This window comes from Leisingera sp. JC1, assembly GCF_001679925.1.
Classification (GTDB): Bacteria; Pseudomonadota; Alphaproteobacteria; order Rhodobacterales; family Rhodobacteraceae; genus Leisingera.
Genome location: NZ_LYUZ01000002.1, coordinates 133,419 through 152,520, shown reverse-complemented (window position 1 = coordinate 152,520; position 19,102 = coordinate 133,419). Strand labels below are relative to the sequence as shown.

Sequence of the window (19,102 nt, the reverse complement as noted above, 5' to 3'; positions counted from 1 at the left end):
AAAGGTTGGGCGGTTTGCGGACCTTCTCCGCAAGTGCAAGATCTCGTGGAGCCATTTAAGGAAGCTGACTTTCCAGCGTCCATTGGGACCCCTTCTTTTCAGCACTGCCGAAAAACAGCAGTGAGCCCAAACTACCGGGCGAGCAGTTGCAGCATTTCGTTACCGCAGCGAAGTCGTGCGGGAAAGGCCAGTTCATTGTTGCCGTTTACTTCGTCTACTGCCCCCGCAGTGAAGTTTCACCAGACCGGACACTTGTGCATTGCGCAAGACTTTTCGTTCCATCTACCGGGCCGCGGGATAATTCCACCGTTCGGCACACTGATTTCAACAGGAGAGAAACCCGTATGTCCACCTATAACAATTGCGGCCAAAGCAGTGGAAATGTTTCTATGACTCCTGCATCGCCACCGGTCAGCCGCCGGGAAGCTGAGGCGGTATTGACGCGGTGAACGCCATCGTTGAAGTCTGAGTTCCTGCCAAGTAAGGCCGTTGTTCTGGGTCAAATGTTTTCGGGGGTGACGATGTCAAACGGCAATGTCCGCTGCAGAGTTGCGTTCGAGACTTCTTGCTGGGCGACTTCGATCATCGTTTCGACAAGCAGATCCGAAATGGCGCCGAGCGGGTGGCATAGCGCTGCCGTAATCAGCCCTTCGGAAAGGCCTTTGCGGGTCTCCGGGCCCGTGTCCCTGCAAATCACGCGAACGCCCTTGCGCCGTTCTTCGGGGGCTTGCCGCAGCGCCTGCAGAACGCCGGAAATGCCGCCGCCCACAATGAGAATTCCTGCAAGGTCGTCCGCCGTTTCCAGCAACTCTTTCACCATCCGGTAGGCTTCGCCTGATTCCTCATGGGTCGGGCGGCTGTCATCCACGGTAAGGTGCGGCGCGTGTTCGCGAATGTAAGAGCGCAGGCTGGCATCGGCAACGTCCTGGCATTGGTAACGGTGGTTGCCGATGAAGACCGCGACGCGGCCCGGCTCGTGGGTCATCTGGGCGATGAACCAGGCGGCGGTGCGGCCCAGTTTCCAGTTGTCGGCCCCGACATAGGCGGCCCGGTCCGGGGCTGACTGATCAGTTATGTAGGAAACGACCGGCTTGCCCAGCCCGCGAAGCTCGTGGATGGCGTGGGCAATCACCGGGTGGTCCCCTGCGATCACCGCGACCGCATCGCATTCCTTGCCAAGCGCCAGCAACCGTCCGGCGATGTTCTCGGGGGTCAGTAAATCGACGAAATCGACCAGAGGATCGACCACTTCGTCGCGGCGGCGGCGGCATGCGGCGGCGGCTTCCTTGCCGATCAGCTGATACAGTTCCCGGTTCGACTGCTGCAGTAGAAACCCCATCCGGTAATTCGGCGTCGCCTCGCGCAGCCGTGTCTCGATAGCGCCAAGTCCATAAAACCCGATTTCTTCGGCGGCACTTTGGACCCGCTGCATGGTTGTGCCCTTGACCAAAGCCTTGCCGCTCAGCACCCGGTTGACGGTGGAGACGGAAACCCCCGCCGCCTTGGCGAGATCTGCGATTGTCGGCCGGGTCATGCTGCGGGCTCCTGCTGTTTAGTATCACAATGAGTGATACGTTATGACACTTTTGACATGAATGCACCATTAATTCATTCACGAAGTGCCAGCTCTCCGGTATAAACTCTGCCACAAAGAGGGCTCATCAGGGAGGTGGGCCATGGGAGGAAGTTGAAAATGAAGAACATCAGCCGTATCGCGGGCACCCTATCCAGTGCTGCAATCGCGGCCTGCGCAGCTACTGCTGTGCTGGCCGCAGACATCTTTGTTGTTGGCGGCAAGCCGGACGATCCCTTCTGGTCGATCGTCAAGCGCGGCGCTGAAGATGCCGGGATTGTCGCCGAGGCGCAGGGCGGTTCGGTCACCTGGCTCGGCCCGCAGAACTATGACAATCTCGGCGTCGACGCAGCGGAGCTGATCCGCCAGGCGATTGACCAGGGCGCGGATGCGATCGTCGGCCCCAACTGGGTGCCGGAAGCGATGGACCCCGCGTTCCAGGCGGTGACCGATGCCGGCATTCCGTTGGTCATCTACAATGCTGGCGGCATCGAAGCAGCCGAGCGGCTTGGCGCGATGAACTACGTTGGCTCGAATGATTACAAGGGCGGCTTCGCCGGGGGCGAATACCTTGGCAACTCCGGCAAGACAAACGGCGTCTGCCTCAACACTCTGCCTGGTGCGGCCAATATCGAAGCGTTCTGCTCGGGCTTTGTCGACGGCATCCAGAGTGTCGGCGGCACCGGCACCGTGCTGCCGCTTCCGGCGACTTCTTTCGGCTCGGCCACAGCGGTAGCCCAGGCGCTGCGCGCGCACCTGCTGCAGAACCCCGACATCAACGCCGTCTTTGCCATCGGCAACGTCGATGCCAATTCGGCCGTCAGTGGCATCGCCCAGGCGGGCAAGACCGGCCAGGTTCATGTCTGCGGCATGAATTTCGACGAGTCGATCCTGAACAACATCAAGACCGGGACCCAGGCCTGCGCCATCGACCAACAGGGCTATCATCAGGGCTACCTGGCGGTGTCGATTCTGAATAGCTACGTGAATTACGGACTGACGGTTCCGACCCGCGAAATCCTGACCGGCCCAGGTATCGTCGACTCCAAGAATGTCGACGCGACACTGGCCGGCGTGAAGGAAGGCACCCGCTAAGGCGGCCCATTCCTGCCTGAATAACAAAGCCGCCTTACCCCGAATGCCCGGCGGCTTTGCCGAAGCGGCTTCCGCAAAACGCGGACCCGCCCCGCGCCGTCCAAGAACGGAGGACCCCCTCATGGCTACAGCCACCCAATCCAAATCAGCCGCGTCCGCCAGCGGCAGCAGCAAACCGCTGCTGACCCTGGGACGGATCGCCCGGCGCCCCGAAGCAGGCTCATTCCTGGGTATGGCCGCGGTCTTTACCTTTTTCGTGATCTTCGCCGGCAAGATCTTCGTCTCGCCCGCCGGTTTTGCCAGCTGGCTCAACGTGGCCGCCGAAATCGGCATCGTGGCCTTGCCCATCGGTATTCTGATGATTGCCGGCGAACTCGACCTGTCCATCGGCGCTATCATTCCCGCTGCCTCGCTCACCACCGCCGTCGTTTCGGGCCACTATGGCGCGCCGGAGGCTGTCGGCATTTTTGCCGGGCTTGCGGTTGGATTGCTTGTCGGACTGGTGAACGGTCTCCTGGTGATCCGCACGCAGGTGCCTTCGCTGATTGTCACTATCGGCACGATGTTCGCGGTAATGGGGCTGACGCTGGGCTTTGCAGTGCTTCTGACCGGTTCCACCAGCGCCTTTATCGTGCCCGGAGCTGTCTCCAAGGCCGTCCTCGGCCAGTTCATCGGAGGCATGTTCCAGATCACAATCTTCTGGTGGATCACGGCGGCGCTGATCATGGCTTATCTGCTGCATGTATCACCGGTGGGCAATTGGATCTTCGCTCTGGGCGGTGACCGCGTCAGCGCCCGCAACGCCGGCATTCCCACCGAGCGGCTGACCATCTCGCTGTTCATGATCAGCGGCTTCTGCGCGGCCTTCGTCGGTGTCAGCCAGGCCATGGTCTACCAGAGCGCCCAGGTCGCCGGCGGCCAGGCCTTCATCTTCAACTCCATCATGTGCGTGGTCATCGGCGGGGTGCTGCTGACCGGTGGCTTCGGCTCGGTCATAGGCATCATCTTCGGCACGATCACGTTCTCGATGGTCAACCAAGGCATCTATTTCACCGGTTTCGACCCCAATCTGGGCAGTGTCATCATCGGTGCCCTGCTGCTGATCGCGGTGCTGACTAATGACAGTTTCCGGCAGCTGGCCTTGTCCTACTCCACCAAGAAGAAAAGCTGAGGGCGAACCCATGAACACTTTTGCATTCGGCACTCTGTTGCGGCAGCCCGCTGCCGGCTCCATCCTCAGCCTGATCGCTGTCATCCTGTTCTACGTGCTTTTCGGCGGTGTGGACCTGGGCAACCTTCTGGGCGCCGCCAGCTGGGTGAACTTCGCCGCCAATCTCGGTATCGTCGCGCTCCCGGTGGGCATGCTGATGATGGCGGGCGAGCTGGACATCTCGATCGGCGCTATGATCCCGGCCGGCTCTATGACCATCGCGATCCTCTCCGGACACTATGAGCTGCCGATCATCGTCGGCATGCTGGGCGCGCTTGGCCTCGGCGTGGTGGTGGGGCTGATCAATGGCTTCCTGACCGTGCGCACCTCGGTGCCGTCGCTGATTATCACCCTGGCTACGCTGGTCGCCATGCAGGGCATCGTGCTCAGCGCCTCGGTGTTGCTGACCGGCAATGCCAGCGTTGCGCTCAACGCCCCGGACTGGAGCAAGGCCCTGTTCGGTCAGCTCATCGGCGGCAGCTTCCAGATCATCATCCTGTGGTGGCTGGCCCTGACCGCAATCTTCGCCCTGGTGGTCCATCACACCCCCTACGGCAACTGGCTGTTCGCCATGGGCGGCGACAAGGAGAGCGCGCGCAACGCGGGCATCCCCACCGACCGTATGACCATCATGCTCTTCGTGCTGTCGGCCACCTCGGCCTGCTTCGTCGGCATGTGCGGCGCCATCCTGTTCAACTCGGCGCAGGTCTCGGGCGGCATGAACTACATCTTCAACGCGGTCGTCTCGGTCGTGGTTGGAGGGGTGCTGCTGACCGGCGGCTTCGGATCGATCCTGGGGATCTTCTTCGGCACGCTGACCTTCGCCGTGGTGAACCAGGGGATTTATTTCACCGATATCGACCGCAACTGGTCGAGCCTGATCATCGGCGTGATGCTGCTGGCAGCCGTGCTGATGAACAACACCTTCCGCACCATGGCGGTGAACTATTCGCCCGCGAAAAAGAAGTGAGGACTAAGACATGACGACACCGGTTCTGGAACTCAGGAACGTCAACAAATCCTTCGGGCCGATCGACGTTCTGCACGACATCTCCCTCAAAGTGAATGCAGGTGAAGTGCTCTGCCTTCTTGGCGACAACGGCGCGGGCAAGTCCACCCTGATCAAGACGCTGGCAGGAGTTCACAAACCCACCTCGGGCGAGATCTGGATGGATGGCGAGCGGGTCGACTTCGGCAAGCCCAAGGATGCCGCCGACCGCGGGATCGCCACGGTTCACCAGTTCGGCGGAACCTTCCCGCTGATGTCGATCGGGCGCAGCTTCTTTGTCGGCGTCGAGCCGGTCAAGAAGATCGGCCCATTCAAGATCTTCGACCGCAAGACCGCGAATGAGACTGCGGTGAAGGCGGTGCAGGAATTCGGCATCACCCGCATCGACGACGGCGACCGGCTGATCGGCGGCTTATCTGGTGGCGAACGGCAGTCGCTGGCCATTGCCCGCGCCGTGCATTTCGGCGCCCGGGTGCTGATCCTGGACGAGCCCACCGCGGCGCTTGGGGTGAAACAGGCGAGCCACGTCCTGCGCATCGTCCTGGAGGCCAAGAAGCGCGGCATCGCGGTGATCTTCATCACCCACCAGGTCACCCATGCGATGGCGGTCGGCGACCACTTCGCGGTGCTGATCCGTGGTGCGCTGGCAGCGAATTTCATGCGCGACGAGAAGTCCCGCGAGGAAATCACCGACCTGATGGCCGGCGGCGAGGCCCTGGCCGATCTCGGCTCCGAGATCGAGACCTACATGGAAAGCCACGAAGGCCACCCGCCGCCGCCGCCCGCCGAATGAGGCCCGCCCAATTGCATTTTACTGCTGTTCCACCCGCCGCTCGCGGGTGGGGTGGCCCCTCTCACCCCCAAACAACGGAGAGTCCGGATGAAGATTACTCTCGACCCCTTCATGCACCGCCACCTGAGCCTCGAGGAGCTGCCCTCGAAAGTGGCCGAGCTGGGTTACGACTGGATCGAACTCAGCCCGCGCGGCGATTTCCTGGAATGGTTCAAGGCGCCGCGCGTCTTCCCGGACCGGATCAAGAGTTTCAAGAAGGCGCTGTCGGACTCCGGCGTGGGCATCGCCACGCTGCTGCCGATGTACCGCTGGGCCTCCAACGACGAGGACGAGCGCCAGGCCGCGGTCAAGCACTGGAAGCGTGCGATCGAGATTGCCGTGGAAATGGGTGTCGATACCATGAACTCGGAATTCGGCCGCGGCCCGCATCCCGACAAGGGCACCTGCTACTGCTGCCACACCGGCAGCATGATCGAGGCCTGCGAAGACGCCTGGTGGCGCTCGATGGAGGAGCTGGTGCCGGTGTTCGAACGCGAGGGCATCAACCTGCATATCGAACCGCACCCGGAGGACTGGGTGGAGACCCTGCAGCCCTCGGTCGATCTGATCCGCACGGTGAATTCGCCGCGGGTGAAATTCCTCTACTGCACGCCGCATACCTTCTACTTCGGCGATGACACGGTGGCGATGCTGCGCGAATGCGCCGATGTGCTGGCGCATGTGCATATCGCCGACACTTTCAACCACAAGGCCAGTTCCGGCCTGCGCTACATCATCAACCCGCCGGGCTCCTCGGCGCGGGTGCATCAGCACCTGAACATCGGCCAGGGCGAAGTGCCTTGGGACGACTTCTACCGCACTCTGCACGAGGTTGGCTTTGACGGCATCATGACCGCCTGCGTCTTCGCCTGGGAGGAAAAGGCCGACGAATCCGGCGTCTTCATGCGCAATGAGATGCAGCGCTACATCGACAAGTACTGGGGGCCGAAATGAGCCTGCAGGTTGGTGTCATCGGAACGGGGATGATTGGCCAGGACCACATCCGCCGTCTCACACGGGTTCTTTCCGGCGCGGAGATCACCGGGGTCAGCGACATCGACTACGACCGTGCCGCCTCGGCGGCCCCGGAAGGGGCTGAGGTGTTCGAAACCCCGCAGGCTCTGGTCCGGTCCGATAATGTGCAGGCCATCGTGATTTGTTCCTGGGGCCCGGCCCATGAGGAACAGCTGCTCGATTGCATTGCTGCCGGAAAACCCGTGTTCTGCGAAAAGCCGCTGGTCACCTCCGAGGCCGCCGCGCTGCGGGTGATGGAGGCCGAGGCCGCCTTTGGGCGCCGCCTGGTGCAGGTCGGGTTCATGCGCCGGTTCGATGCCGACTACCGGCGGCTCAAGGCGGTGATCGACGGCGGCAGTCTCGGTGCGCCGCTGATGTACAAATCCGTGCATCGCAATGCATCGGTTCCGGAAGGGCTCTATACCTCCGAGATGCCGCTCAATGACACGCTGGTGCATGACGCGGATATTTCGCGCTGGCTTCTGGCGGACGAGATCGAGAGTGTCGAAGTGCGGGTGCCGCGCCGCTCAAGCCGGGGCACGGATCTGCGCGACCCGGTCATGGTGATGCTGCACATGCAATCGGGTGCCATCGTCGATGTCGAGATCTCGGTGAATATCGCCTACGGCTACGACATCCGCGGAGAGGTTTCCTGCGAAACGGGGGTGGCGGCGCTGCCGAACCGCCCGGCGACGGTGATTTCCGACCATTTCGGCATCCGCCAGGCCATTCCCGAGGATTGGCGCGAGCGTTTCACCGAGGCCTATGACCAGGAGTTCCGCGAATGGCTTCTGGCGGCGGGCCAAGGCGGCGCAACCGGCCCCTCCACCTGGGACGGCTATGCCGCAACGCTGGTCGCCGACGCGGCGCTGCGTGCGGTCAAGAGCGGCGGGCGGGAAACGATCCAGATGATCGGGAAACCCGAGATCTATTCCTGAACAACCTGCCCCAGAATGGGCTCCTTCAGAAGGTTCACTTCAATGATCAATGGCGAAAGAACAATCCAGCGCCCGCTCCGTTGGGGCATGGTCGGCGGCGGGCGTACCGGGCAGGTTGGCTACAAGCACCGGACCGGCGCACTGCGCGACGGCACCTATCAGCTGGTGGCGGGGGCGTTCGACCTCAAGGCCGGGCGCGGCCGCGATTTCGGCACCAGCCTCGGCGTGGCCGGGGACCGCTGCTACGCCACCTATCAGGAGCTGATCGCGGGTGAGGCGGCGCGCGAGGATGGCGTGGATGTTGTGTCGGTGGCAACGCCGAACTTCACCCATTACGAGATCACCAAGGCGCTGCTCGAAGCCGGCATCCATGTGATCTGTGAAAAGCCGCTCTTCTTTACGGTGAAGGAATGCGAGGAGATCGCCGCGCTGGCGGAAGAGAAGGGACTTATTGTCGGCGTTACTTACGGGTTTACCGGCCATCCGATGGTGCATCAGATGGCGGCGATGGTCGCCAAGGGCATGCTGGGCGAAATCCGCATCGTCGATATGCAATACACCCACGGGTTCAATGCAGGCGACGACGAGGGTGCGGGCGAGGCCGTCAAATGGCGGACCAACCCGGAAACCGCCGGGCCGACCTTCGTGCTGGGCGATATTGGCACCCATCTCTATTACCTGTCGGAAGTTGTGCTGCCGGAACTGAAGATCGAAAAGCTGCTGTGCGACCGCAAGGCTTTCATCCCGACCCGCGCGCCGCTGGAAGATCATGCTACGGTGCTGATGCATTACAACAACGGCGCCCGCGGACGGCTCTGGGTCTCCTCGGTCAATGCCGGCAACATGGGGTCGCAGCGCTACCGCTTCGTGGGCGCCAAGGCGAGCGTGGAATGGTCCGACAGCCGCCCCGATCAGCTGATCTATGAGGTTCAGGGAGAGCCGGGCCAGGTGCTGCACCACGGCATGCCTTATCTTGAGGGCGAAAGCCTCGCCGCCGACCGTATGGGCGCGCTGCATACCGAGGGGCTCGGCGACAGCTGGTCCAACATCTACCTCTGGATTGCGCAGGCCATCGACGCCCGGATGCACGGCAATGCGGCCTTCCTGAAAACCCACCACTACCCGGGCATCAAGGCCGGCACCGAAGGGGTGCGCTGGCTGGAAAACTGCGTCCGCTCGGCGGATGCAGGCGCGGCCTGGGTCGAGTTCGAATAATCCCGCTCAGAAGGAATAATGGGATGAAGCTTTCTATCTGCACCGACGTGATGGGGGATCTCTCCTTCACCGATATGCTCGACAAATGCGTAGCCCTCGGCGTTGAGGGGATTGAAATGACCGGCGGCGGCTGGTCCGCCGGACCGCATTTCCGCGCTGATGAACTGCTCGCGGACAACGGGCTGCTGAAACAGAAACTGGCGGAGATCGAGGCCCGCGGCCTGCAGATCGCTGCGCTGAACTGCTCGGCCAATCCGCTGGACCCCGGCGAGATGGGCAAACGCCACCTGAAGGAGATGCAGGACACCATCCGGCTCGCCGGTGAGATCGGAGTCACCAAGATTGTCACCATGTCCGGCCTGCCCGAGGCGGCGCCTGGCGACATGGTGCCGAACTGGCTGGTCTACACGAAATCCTGGCCGGACGAGATGCCCGAGCGCGACCGCTACCAGTGGGAGGACCGCGCCTTTCCGCTTTGGCACGATCTGGTGAAACTGGCGGATGAAGCAGGAGTCGGGAAATACGCGTTGGAGAATTTCTCGGCCATGCTGGTCTGGAACCCCGAAACCCTGTTCCGCCTGCGCAATGAGGTCGGCCCCAAGGTGGGCTTGAACCTCGATCCCAGCCATCTGTTCTGGAAGGGGGCCTGCCCAATTGCCGCGGCCCGCGCCCTGGGCGATGCGATCCACCACGTGCATGGCAAGGACACCCGCATCGAACGCGGCCTCGCCGATGTGAACGGCCTTCTTGAGCTCAAGGAGGTGACCGATGTCGCCAACCGGACCTGGAACTATGTCGCCGTTGGTGCGGGCCATGATCTGCAATGGTGGAAGGAGTTCTTCTCGGTTGTCGGCATGACGGGCTACGACGATTGGGTCTCGCTGGAGATGGAGGACTTCACCATGTCCACCGAGGCCGGCATCCAATCGTCCATCGACGCGCTGCAGGCAACGATCATCCGCTGACTCCCCAACTGGGGCGCGGGTGCTGTGCCCGTGCCCCTCAATTTCGGATCTTGCGACACCAAATGACCAAGCCGATCACCATAACCTGTGCTCCCTGCTGCTGGGGGGTGGACGATGTCACCAACCCGCATTTGCCGCCTTGGGAGCAGGTGCTGGACGAGGCCGCAGCCGCAGGGTTCGGCGGGCTGGAGCTGGGGCCTTACGGCTATATGCCTCTGGATGCTGGCGTTTTGGCTCCGGCGCTGGAGTCGCGCGGCCTGTCCATCGTGGCCGGCACGATATTTGACGATCTTGTGTCACCGGCAAACCGCAAGACCCTGCTGCGGCGGACGGATGAAATCTGCGGTCTGATCACATCGCTGCCGCGGCCAGTGTCCCATCCCGGCCAGCGCTTTGCTGCACCCTATCTGACCGTGATGGACTGGGGCCACGATGCGCGCGACTATGCCGCCGGGCACCCGGCGCGCGCGCCGCGGCTGGATGATGCCGCCTGGGCAGGGATGATGGAAAACATCCGCGCTATCGCAGCGCTGGCCCGTGACAAATACGGTGTGCGGGCGGTGATCCACCCTCACGCAGGCGGGTATATTGAATTCGAGGACGAGCTGGCGCGGCTCGTGCAGGACATTGGGCCGGAAACCGCGGGCCTTTGCCTCGATACAGGCCACATGACCTTTTCCGGCATGGACCCGGCAGCAACCCTGCGCCGCTATTGGGAGCGGGTGGACTACATCCATTTCAAGGACATCGACCCGGCTGTCTATACCCAGGTCATGGCGGAGCACATCCGCTTTTTCGATGCCTGCGCCCGGGGCGTCATGTGCCCCATCGGCCGTGGCAGTAACGGCTACCCTGCCATCCGCAGCCTGCTCAGCGAGCTCGGCTACGGCGGCTTCATCACCATCGAACAGGAACGCGACCCGCGCAACGCGGACACTATCGCGGCGGATCTGGCGGCAAGCCGGGCGTTCCTGCGCGAGATTGGATTCTGAGGAAATGCCATGAACAAGAAACTGGACGTAATCACAATCGGACGCGCCGGGGTCGACCTGTACGGAAGCCAGATCGGCGGGCGGCTGGAGGATATGGGGTCGTTTGAGAAATACATCGGCGGCTCCCCCACCAATATCGCCTGCGGCACGGCGCGGCTGGGGCTGAAGTCCGGCCTCATCACCCGGGTCGGCGACGAGCATATGGGCCGCTTCATCCGCGAGCAGCTGACGCGCGAGGGCGTGGACACCGGCGGGGTGGCAACCGACCCTGAGCGGCTGACCGCGCTGGTGCTCCTTGGGATCCGTGATGAGGAGCAGTTTCCGCTGATCTTCTACCGTGAAAACTGCGCCGACATGGCGCTGAGCGTTGAGGACATTGATTCGGCGTTCGTGACCTCGGCCCGCGCGCTGGTGGCAACCGGCACCCACCTGAGCCACCCGCGCACCGAAGCCGCGGTGCTGAAGGCTCTGGACATCGCCCGCACCGATGGCATGAAAACCGCGCTTGATATCGACTACCGCCCGAACCTCTGGGGGGTTGCGGGCCATGGCGAGGGCGAAAGCCGTTTCGTCGCCAGCGCAGCGGTCACCGCCAAGCTGCAGGAGAGCCTGCATCTGTTCGACCTGATCGTCGGCACCGAGGAGGAGTTCCATATCGCTGGCGGCTCTACCGACACGCTGGAGGCGCTGCAAGCGGTGCGCCGCGTTTCCGGGGCCACGCTGGTGTGCAAGCGCGGCCCGATGGGCGCCACGGCCTTCGCGGGCGAAATTCCGGACAGTCTGGACGCGGGCGAAACCGGCCCCGGCTTCCCGATCGAGGTGTTCAACGTTTTGGGCGCGGGTGACGGCTTTATGTCCGGGCTGCTGAAAGGCTGGATGGATGGCGAAGACTGGCCGGTGGCGCTGAAATTCGCCAACGCCTGCGGCGCCTTTGCGGTCAGCCGCCACGGCTGCACCCCGGCCTACCCGAGCTGGGCCGAGCTGCAGTTCTTCTTTCAGCGCGGGATCGTGCGCAAGGATCTGCGCAATGACGCCGAACTCGAACAGGTGCATTGGGCAACTAACCGGCACGGCGACTGGTCCAGCGTGAAGACCTTCGCCTTCGACCACCGCCTGCAGTTGGAAGAGATGGCGGGCTACACGCCGGAGAAAGGCAGCGCCTTCAAGCAGCTTTGCCTTGATGCGGCGCTGGCGGTGCAGGACGGGCAGCCGGGCTATGGCATCCTTTGCGACAACCGCATCGGACGGGCGGCCCTGCACCGCGCCTCGGGTTCCGGCCTGTGGATCGGGCGTCCCTGCGAATGGCCGGGGTCGCGGCCCTTGGAGCTGGAACCCGAACTGGGGGACGACTGCGGCGGCCTGGGGGAATGGGCGCGGGAGAATGTCGTGAAGCTGCTGGTTTTCTGCCACCCGGACGATACGCTGGAAATGCGCGCGCGGCAGAAGGTGACCGTCAAGCGCCTGTTCACGGCTGCGCGGCGCAACCGTCTGGAATTCCTTCTGGAAATTATCCCATCCAAGGTAGGGCCGGTGGATGCGGGCACCACGGCAGCGCTGATCCAGGAGTTCTATGACGCGGGCATCTTTCCCGACTGGTGGAAACTGGAACCATTCCGCACGGAAGAGGCTTGGGAGCAGGCTGCGGCGGCGATCACTCGCAACGATCCGCACACCCGCGGCATTGTCGTGCTGGGACTGGATGCGCCGGAGGCCGAGCTGGCCGAAAGTTTTGCGCTGGCTGCGCGGCAGCCGCTGGTTAAGGGCTTTGCCGTGGGCCGGACAATCTTTGGCGATGCAGTCCGGGCCTGGATGCAGGGCGAAATGAGCGATGAGGCCGCAGTGGCGCAGATGACCGGGCGTTTTACCCGGCTCTGCGGAATTTGGGACAAGGCGCGCCAGGCCGCGCGGGAGGAATCGACATGAACAGGACAATCCGGCTGACCGCTGCGCAGGCCATGGTCAAATGGCTTTCGGTTCAGCTCACCGCCGAAGGGGATCGATATATCGACGGCATGTGGGCGATTTTCGGCCACGGCAATGTCGCGGGTATTGGCGAGGCTTTGCATACTTACCGCGATGTTTTCCCGACCTGGCGCGGGCAAAATGAACAGACCATGGCCCATGCCGCCATCGCCTATGCCAAGGGCAAGAAGCGCACCCGCGCCATGGCTGTGACCTCTTCCATCGGACCAGGGTCAACAAATGTGGTGACAGCGGCCGCATTGGCGCATGTAAACCGTCTGCCGCTGCTCATCGTGGCCGGCGACGTGTTTGCCACGCGCCGCCCCGATCCGGTGCTGCAACAGGTCGAAGATTTCGACGACGGCACGGTGTCCGCGAATGACTGTTTCCGGCCGGTGAGCCGCTACTTTGACCGCATCACGCGGCCTGAGCATTTGCTCTATGCCCTGCCGCGGGCGCTGCGGGTGATGACCGATCCAGCGAATTGCGGTCCCGCCACGCTCGCCTTCTGTCAGGATGTGCAGGCCGAGGCCTATGAATATCCGGTGGCATTCTTCGAGCCGAGGGTCTGGCACATCCGTCGCCCGCGCCCCGACACGGACGAACTCTCCCGCGTGGCCGCGCTGATCAAAGCCGCCAGGAACCCGGTGATCATCTCCGGCGGCGGCACCATCTACGCCCAGGCGGAAGAGGTGGTGGGCGCGTTTGCCCTCAAACATAACATTCCGGTGGCCGAGACGCAGGCCGGTAAATCCGGCCTCGCGCAGAGCCATCCGATGAATTTCGGCGCCTCCGGAGTCGATGGCTCGGCGGCGGCCAATGCCGCCTTGCAAAACGCCGACCTGGTGATCGGAGTCGGCACGCGGTTCCAGGATTTCACCACGGGCTCGCGGACGCTCTTCGGAGCAAACGCCAAACTCGTCTCGATCAATATCCACGGTTATGACGCTGCCAAGCACGGGGCGGAGAGCCTCGTCGGCGATGCCAAGGTGACGCTGGCGGCACTGAGCGAGGCGCTCGGCGGCTACCAAGCCGAGGCCCCGAATGCTGACGCCCGCGAGGATTGGCTGCGCGCGGTAGATGCCTATTGCGCCCGCCCGGAGGATCAGGCCGCCATGCCGACCGATGGTCAGGTGATCGGCGCGGTGCAACGCGCGGCGACCCGCACGGCGATTGCCATGTGCGCGGCGGGGACCATGCCCGGCGCTTTGAAGCTGCTTTGGCAACCAAGCCAGGGCGGTTATCACATGGAATATGGCTATTCCTGCATGGGATATGAGGTTGCAGGCGGTATGGGCCTCAAGCTCGCCTGTCCAGAGCGCGAGGTGATCTGTTTCGTCGGCGACGGCTCCTATATGCTCGCCAATTCGGAGCTTGCCTCCGCCGTGATGCGGCGCATTCCCTTCACCGTGGTGCTGACCGATAACCGCGGCTATGGCTGTATCAACCGGCTGCAAACCATGGGCTGCGGCGGCGAGCCATTCAACAATATGTATGCCGATTGCAACATCGAAGCGCAGCCCGAGATCGACTATGCCGCCCATGCCGCCGCGATGGGGGCCTATGCGGTCAAGGCCAAAGGCACCGATCAGCTCGAAGCCGAGATCGCAGCCGCGCGTTCGCGCGACATCCCAACCGTGATCGTGATCGAGACCGTGGCCAAGGACTTCCCCGGCACCGGGCTTGAGACCTCCGCGGGCGAACACGGGTTCTTCTGGGACGTCGCCGTGCCTCAGGTGTCTGAACGCCAGAAACAGCGCGAGCGGTTTGCCGAATATCTCGACCAAATCTCGCACCAAAGTCTTGCGAACTGAAGCGGCTTCCGGGAACCGGACGCAGAGGTTCTCGGAAATGCCCTAAATGACTGGATAAACATCGCTTTTTGCAATCAGCCCCGCACCGCAGGCTGATCGTGAAAAACCATTAAGGAGCACGATATGGCTGACCTTCTCAAACGACCCTTTGGCACCCATGGCAAGGTGCATCGGATCACGCCTGAGAGTGCGGGCTGGCGCTATGTCGGGTTTGACCTGATCAAGCTACGCGCTGGCGAGAACTGGGCCGAGGCGACCGGCGGGAACGAGGTCATTCTGGTGATGGTCGAGGGCAAGGCCAGGATCACAGCCGCGGGCCAGGACTGGGGTGTATTGGGCGAGCGGATGAACGTGTTTGAAAAGACCCCGCCGCATTGTCTCTATGTGCCCAATGACAGCGATTGGGCGCTCGAGACCACAACCGACGCCACCATCGCTGTCTGCAAGGCGCCCGGAAAATCCGGCCATGAGGCGCGCAAGATCGGCCCCGAAGGGATCGAGTTGACCCAGCGCGGCGAAGGCGTGAACACGCGCTATATCAACAATATCGCCATGGAAAACGAAGATTATTGTGACAGTTTGCTGGTTACCGAAGTCTTCACCCCGCCGGGCCATTGGTCGAGTTATCCCAGCCACCGCCACGACGAGGACGACTACCCCCGGATCACCTATCTGGAAGAGACCTATTATCACCGGCTGAACCCGGCCAACGGCTTCGGCATTCAGAGGGTCTATACCGATGACGGGCAGCTTGACGAGACCATGGCCGTGCAGGATGGCGACGTCGTGCTGGTGCCCCGCGGCCATCACCCCTGCGGCGCGCCTTACGGGTTCGGGATGTACTACCTTAATGTGATGGCCGGCCCCCTGCGCAAATGGCGCTTTGTTCCGGCTCCTGAAGTGGAATGGATCATGGAGCGCGACGCGCAATGATCCGGCGCGCGCTCAACCAGAAAACCGCCTGCCATCTGCCTTTTGAGGCGTTCCTGGACCTTGCGCAGTCGCTGCAGTGCATTGGCGTCGAGCCGCGCAACGACCTGGGCCGCCCGCTGTTCGACGGCCACGCGCCGCAGGAGGCGGGGCGCATGGCGCGGCAGCGGGGGCTGCGGCTGCTGAGCCTCAGCGAGGTCTATCCGTTCAACGACTGGAACGGTGCCCGGGCGCAGCAGGTGCGGGATCTTATCGGCATTGCACATGCATCAGGGGCAGAAGCGGTGAGCCTGATCCCGCGCGTGGACGGGATCAATTGCGGCCAGCAAGCGCGGCAGCGTATCCTGCGCACGGTGATGCGGGAAATCCTGCCGATGCTCGACGGCACAGAGGTTACCGCGCTGATCGAGCCCATCGGTTTTGCGGGCTCCTCGTTAAGGCGCAAAGCCGAGCTGGCCGACGCCATTGAAGCTGTGGGCGGGCCGGGGAAGTTCAAATTGATCCATGACACGTTCCAGCATGCCATCGCGCGTGAGACGGAAATCTTTGCGCCATACACGGGCATGGTCCACATTTCCGGCATATCGGATCCCGCGGTCCCTCTGGACGAAACGCAGGATGCCCGCCGCGTGCTGATCGATGCCGGTGACCGCTGCGGAAATATTGAACAGATCACAGCCCTGATTGCCGCGGGCTATGCTGGCGCGTTTTCCTTTGAACACACGGATACATCCTTTCAGTTGAGCAAATTCCTGAAGGACAGGATTTTGGAATCGTTTCAGTACATCGAAGCGCGGATAGAACCGCGCCGCGTTCAGCCCACTTACTGAATGGCGGATGTAACATTCCGCGATTATCGGGCCCCTTGAACCTGCCGGTATCTCTTTGCAGGCTGCACGGCAAAATGTTTGCTGGTTTGCGAATTGGCGGCGTCTGCTCCGGAGAGGCGGGCAGGTCCACCTTGCACAGCAGCAAATGGCCGCCTCCGCCCGGCCCTCTGATGCCTTCGCAAATGCAGCAAGAATCGCGCGGTTGCGGCGAAAGGCAGGTTTGTCCCGCGCTGTGTAAGTTCACCGGTTCCAGAACCTCGCGGCCGCAGCGAACGGCAGAAACGGCGGGCTGCACCGCAGCACAAAACCTCGGACGGCTGCGTCAGACGGCCGAGTTTGCAGCGGCAGCTTCCTGCGCAAAGGTGCCGTTAGCAGTGCGCTATCATGGGTTTATATGATTGCGGAGAGGGCAGGTAGGATACGGCGGTTGCCTGCTCCCGCAACCAACACAATTTCCTCATATATATCAAARGCTTCTGGCGCGCCGTCCGGGGCCTTCTTCGTGTCCGGGCCTTCCGCATCCGCAGCAAGCCGCAACAGCCCGGCCAGATCCCCCTCCAGCGTCAGATCCAGGCCAGCGCCCTCCGCCGCTGGCGTCAGCACGATCCGCTCCACCAGAGACCGCAGCGCCTCCTTCGCCTCTTCCATGCTTGCGGCGGGACCAAGGCCCTTGATCAGCCGCCTGACCCGCTCCCGGTAGGCTTCGGCCATTGACGGGTGAAACACCACCGTGTCCGGGGCAGGGGTGTGCGCCAGCTCCCGTTCCAGCTGCTGGCGCTGCGTGTCGAGCTCGATCATCCGGTCTTTGACCTGCTCCGCGGGCACGCCCGCAATGATCGCATCCACCAGCTTCTGGTGGTCGCGCCTGGCACGGGCGAGCGCCTGTTCCTTTTCCTTGCGGTTCCCGGCGGCTGCCGCCTTCAGGCCGGCGATCCTGCAGCCGAGATCAAGGCCTACGACGCGCTCGTCGCCCGCTACGGCGACAGCGACGCCCTGCCGCTGCAGGAGCAAGTCGTGAAGGCCAGGCCGGCGATCCTGCAGCCGAGATCGAGGCCTACGACGCGCTCATTGCCCGCTACGGCGACAGCGACGCCCTGCCACTATGCACCGGTCCATGCCGCGCTGAAGGCTGCCGTTTATGGCGGGACACGCCTGCTCGACGTGAACCCGGAAATCCGCCACGCAGCAGGCCTCATCCTGCCACGCTTGCTCCCTGCTTCAAAGCTTAGGAAAGGCGAGTGACACTAATTCGACTTACCCCAGATTTGTGCAGAGCTTTTAGCTTACTTTGGTGGAAAGGTGGGCGGAAATTTTGAACAGCTGGGGTACCCAGAGCAATGACGACTGAGGTGCAGCTTTCTTGGACGCCACGCGCGACGTTTGAATGATGCGCGGCATTGCCTGGCGTCGGAGAAGCGCTCAAGCGGGAAATCGCGACGTTGGAATTGGGTAGACCAGCTGGCTCTATGGGGGGTGAAGCGGTTTCGCGAGTCCAATATCCGAGTTCTTCCGGATATGAAGGTCGTTTACGCGCAGCTGCCAACCTGCACCAGTTGTTCGAATTTTGGCATAGTAGCCGTGGTCCATATTGTCGGCCATCAGCGGGGCCGTGAGGGCTAGAAGCAGAGCGGTGGCCCAGTTCAGAATGCGCGTCATGAAAAACTCCTGGTCAGGCGGCCGGCTGCAGTAAGGGCAGCGGGCCGGAAGGCTCAGAGGCCAATGTTGATTTCGGCGATTTTCCATTCGCCCGCCGCTGTTTTGTAGAAAACGACGGGGACAGAGGTGATTTCGCCGGTGTGGGGATGTTCCCAAACAAAAGGATCCGGGCGGATCCATACCAGGCGGCCGTTGCCATAGATTTGCACGGCTGCTTTCTGCAAATCAGTGTCTAGTTCCAGCGGTTGCAGCACTTCGCCATCTGGCTGTACAGCTTTGTAACTATTCAGGCCGCCGTCAACGTTTTCAATAAATTCCCGCGCCGATGAGTATTCTGTATAAATATGCGCGGCGCGAGCCCAGGACGGTTCCATCATTCGAAAGAACACCTCGGTATCGCCCCGCTGAAACAGGCTGTGGACATCCTGATAAGCCGCCCAAAGCTCCCGCCGCATTTCCGGGGTGTCCTCCAGCGGCACTGCCTCAGCCTCCCAATGCTGCGGCCAGAGTTGATCATCCTCGACAAAAAACTCCAGGTCGATCCGGTAGGCAGCAAAGGTTTGCCCGTTTTCCAGTATAACTTTCTCGGTTTGGGTCTGGGAAAACCTGTGTTGCCCATCACTCCAAATCAACGGGTGCCGCAGCACCCTGTCCTCACCAAAGCGGGTCTGGGGCTGGGTTATGAAGCCCGACCGTTCTTCATCATAGATGATGTGCAGAGCGTTGATTTCCTGGCTCTCGCGTGTTTTGAAATCCAGGCGTTCAACTGAGACTTCAAAACTGACATCATCCTTCAGGCTCTGTTCATACTCCCCGGTATCCGGGTTTTTACCGGTGATTGGTGAAAATATCAGCGACAGGGTGTTGCGACCGGGCTGAACAGCCCGACTGATACTGCCGCTTGAATCGCCATGGCCGAAATTGACGTTTTCACGAATGTGCATGTCGTTGACGCGCAGGCTCCAGATGGCCCCGCCTGAGACGATATTGGCATAGTAGCCGTGGTCCATGTCTTGGGCCATAGTTATGTTCCTGCTCGTTATCAGCATCATAGTCGCTAAGAAAAG

At 62.3% G+C, this 19,102-nt stretch carries 17 protein-coding genes; 13 read left to right on the top strand and 4 right to left on the bottom strand.

What is annotated here, in order from left to right; all coding sequences use genetic code 11:
* Positions 1–499: 499 nt before the first annotated feature.
* Complete coding sequence (locus A9D60_RS02705) at positions 500–1,534, bottom strand: LacI family DNA-binding transcriptional regulator (RefSeq protein WP_065266190.1); 1,035 nt, start codon at positions 1,532–1,534, stop codon at positions 500–502.
* A gap of 159 nt (positions 1,535–1,693) precedes the next feature.
* Between A9D60_RS02705 and A9D60_RS02700 the strand changes: the two genes are divergently transcribed.
* From A9D60_RS02700 to A9D60_RS02640, 13 genes are all read left to right on the top strand, one after another.
* Entirely contained in the window at positions 1,694–2,668 is a 975-nt protein-coding gene (locus A9D60_RS02700; RefSeq protein WP_065266189.1) for a sugar ABC transporter substrate-binding protein, read from the top strand.
* A 121-nt stretch (positions 2,669–2,789) separates the two neighbouring features.
* Positions 2,790–3,839, top strand: coding sequence for an ABC transporter permease (locus tag A9D60_RS02695; protein WP_065266188.1), 1,050 nt, complete (start codon positions 2,790–2,792; stop codon positions 3,837–3,839).
* A gap of 10 nt (positions 3,840–3,849) precedes the next feature.
* Positions 3,850–4,848 (top strand): ABC transporter permease, encoded by a 999-nt coding sequence (locus A9D60_RS02690; protein ID WP_065266187.1) that lies wholly within the window; start codon positions 3,850–3,852, stop codon positions 4,846–4,848.
* A gap of 10 nt (positions 4,849–4,858) precedes the next feature.
* Positions 4,859–5,680: an ATP-binding cassette domain-containing protein gene (locus A9D60_RS02685; protein ID WP_065266186.1), complete on the top strand. Its 822-nt coding sequence runs from the start codon at positions 4,859–4,861 to the stop codon at positions 5,678–5,680.
* A gap of 87 nt (positions 5,681–5,767) precedes the next feature.
* A complete protein-coding gene (locus tag A9D60_RS02680; RefSeq protein ID WP_065266185.1) occupies positions 5,768–6,673 on the top strand; it encodes a sugar phosphate isomerase/epimerase family protein in 906 nt (301 codons plus the stop codon).
* Positions 6,670–7,671: a Gfo/Idh/MocA family oxidoreductase gene (locus A9D60_RS02675; RefSeq protein WP_065266184.1), complete on the top strand. Its 1,002-nt coding sequence runs from the start codon at positions 6,670–6,672 to the stop codon at positions 7,669–7,671. Before A9D60_RS02680 ends, A9D60_RS02675 begins: the two co-directional genes overlap by 4 nt.
* Before the next feature lie 42 nt (positions 7,672–7,713).
* Positions 7,714–8,886 (top strand): Gfo/Idh/MocA family protein, encoded by a 1,173-nt coding sequence (locus A9D60_RS02670; RefSeq protein ID WP_065266183.1) that lies wholly within the window; start codon positions 7,714–7,716, stop codon positions 8,884–8,886.
* A 23-nt stretch (positions 8,887–8,909) separates the two neighbouring features.
* Positions 8,910–9,851, top strand: coding sequence for a sugar phosphate isomerase/epimerase family protein (locus A9D60_RS02665; RefSeq protein ID WP_065266182.1), 942 nt, complete (start codon positions 8,910–8,912; stop codon positions 9,849–9,851).
* 62 nt (positions 9,852–9,913) lie between these two features.
* Positions 9,914–10,843 carry a TIM barrel protein gene (locus A9D60_RS02660; RefSeq protein ID WP_065266181.1) on the top strand — a complete coding sequence of 310 codons (930 nt, stop codon included), beginning with the start codon at positions 9,914–9,916 and terminating at the stop codon, positions 10,841–10,843.
* A gap of 9 nt (positions 10,844–10,852) precedes the next feature.
* On the top strand, positions 10,853–12,766 hold the full coding sequence (locus A9D60_RS02655; protein ID WP_065266180.1) for a bifunctional 5-dehydro-2-deoxygluconokinase/5-dehydro-2-deoxyphosphogluconate aldolase: 1,914 nt from the start codon (positions 10,853–10,855) through the stop codon (positions 12,764–12,766).
* Complete coding sequence (gene iolD / locus A9D60_RS02650) at positions 12,763–14,619, top strand: 3D-(3,5/4)-trihydroxycyclohexane-1,2-dione acylhydrolase (decyclizing) (protein WP_065266179.1); 1,857 nt, start codon at positions 12,763–12,765, stop codon at positions 14,617–14,619. The genes A9D60_RS02655 and iolD overlap by 4 nt, the downstream gene beginning before the upstream one ends.
* A 123-nt stretch (positions 14,620–14,742) precedes the next feature.
* On the top strand, positions 14,743–15,552 hold the full coding sequence (gene iolB, locus A9D60_RS02645; RefSeq protein WP_065266178.1) for a 5-deoxy-glucuronate isomerase: 810 nt from the start codon (positions 14,743–14,745) through the stop codon (positions 15,550–15,552).
* Positions 15,525–16,379 (top strand): TIM barrel protein, encoded by an 855-nt coding sequence (locus tag A9D60_RS02640; protein WP_083194078.1) that lies wholly within the window; start codon positions 15,525–15,527, stop codon positions 16,377–16,379. Before iolB ends, A9D60_RS02640 begins: the two co-directional genes overlap by 28 nt.
* Positions 16,380–16,769: 390 nt before the next feature.
* Here the strand turns inward: A9D60_RS02640 and A9D60_RS02635 are convergent, their stop codons facing one another.
* From A9D60_RS02635 to A9D60_RS02630, 3 genes are all read right to left on the bottom strand, one after another.
* On the bottom strand, positions 16,770–17,390 hold the full coding sequence (locus A9D60_RS02635; RefSeq protein ID WP_065266176.1) for a hypothetical protein: 621 nt from the start codon (positions 17,388–17,390) through the stop codon (positions 16,770–16,772).
* Between the two features lie 453 nt (positions 17,391–17,843).
* Positions 17,844–18,035 carry a hypothetical protein gene (locus A9D60_RS25915; protein WP_141117783.1) on the bottom strand — a complete coding sequence of 64 codons (192 nt, stop codon included), beginning with the start codon at positions 18,033–18,035 and terminating at the stop codon, positions 17,844–17,846.
* Positions 18,036–18,088: 53 nt separating this feature from the next.
* Complete coding sequence (locus A9D60_RS02630) at positions 18,089–19,057, bottom strand: hypothetical protein (RefSeq protein WP_065266175.1); 969 nt, start codon at positions 19,055–19,057, stop codon at positions 18,089–18,091.
* Positions 19,058–19,102: the final 45 nt, after the last annotated feature.

Excerpts from the sequence above, each read along its gene's own strand:
- A9D60_RS02685 (WP_065266186.1), top strand. The coding sequence starts at position 4,859 with ATGACGACACCGGTTCTGGAACTCAGGAACGTCAACAAATCCTTCGGG.
- iolD (WP_065266179.1), top strand. The coding sequence starts at position 12,763 with ATGAACAGGACAATCCGGCTGACCGCTGCGCAGGCCATGGTCAAATGG.
- iolB (WP_065266178.1), top strand. The coding sequence starts at position 14,743 with ATGGCTGACCTTCTCAAACGACCCTTTGGCACCCATGGCAAGGTGCAT.
- A9D60_RS02695 (WP_065266188.1), top strand. The coding sequence starts at position 2,790 with ATGGCTACAGCCACCCAATCCAAATCAGCCGCGTCCGCCAGCGGCAGC.
- A9D60_RS02655 (WP_065266180.1), top strand. The coding sequence starts at position 10,853 with ATGAACAAGAAACTGGACGTAATCACAATCGGACGCGCCGGGGTCGAC.
- A9D60_RS02700 (WP_065266189.1), top strand. The coding sequence starts at position 1,694 with ATGAAGAACATCAGCCGTATCGCGGGCACCCTATCCAGTGCTGCAATC.
- A9D60_RS02705 (WP_065266190.1), bottom strand. The coding sequence starts at position 1,534 with ATGACCCGGCCGACAATCGCAGATCTCGCCAAGGCGGCGGGGGTTTCC.
- A9D60_RS25915 (WP_141117783.1), bottom strand. The coding sequence starts at position 18,035 with ATGACGCGCATTCTGAACTGGGCCACCGCTCTGCTTCTAGCCCTCACG.
- A9D60_RS02665 (WP_065266182.1), top strand. The coding sequence starts at position 8,910 with ATGAAGCTTTCTATCTGCACCGACGTGATGGGGGATCTCTCCTTCACC.
- A9D60_RS02640 (WP_083194078.1), top strand. The coding sequence starts at position 15,525 with ATGGATCATGGAGCGCGACGCGCAATGATCCGGCGCGCGCTCAACCAG.
- A9D60_RS02680 (WP_065266185.1), top strand. The coding sequence starts at position 5,768 with ATGAAGATTACTCTCGACCCCTTCATGCACCGCCACCTGAGCCTCGAG.
- A9D60_RS02690 (WP_065266187.1), top strand. The coding sequence starts at position 3,850 with ATGAACACTTTTGCATTCGGCACTCTGTTGCGGCAGCCCGCTGCCGGC.
- A9D60_RS02660 (WP_065266181.1), top strand. The coding sequence starts at position 9,914 with ATGACCAAGCCGATCACCATAACCTGTGCTCCCTGCTGCTGGGGGGTG.
- A9D60_RS02670 (WP_065266183.1), top strand. The coding sequence starts at position 7,714 with ATGATCAATGGCGAAAGAACAATCCAGCGCCCGCTCCGTTGGGGCATG.
- A9D60_RS02675 (WP_065266184.1), top strand. The coding sequence starts at position 6,670 with ATGAGCCTGCAGGTTGGTGTCATCGGAACGGGGATGATTGGCCAGGAC.
- A9D60_RS02630 (WP_065266175.1), bottom strand. The coding sequence starts at position 19,057 with ATGGCCCAAGACATGGACCACGGCTACTATGCCAATATCGTCTCAGGC.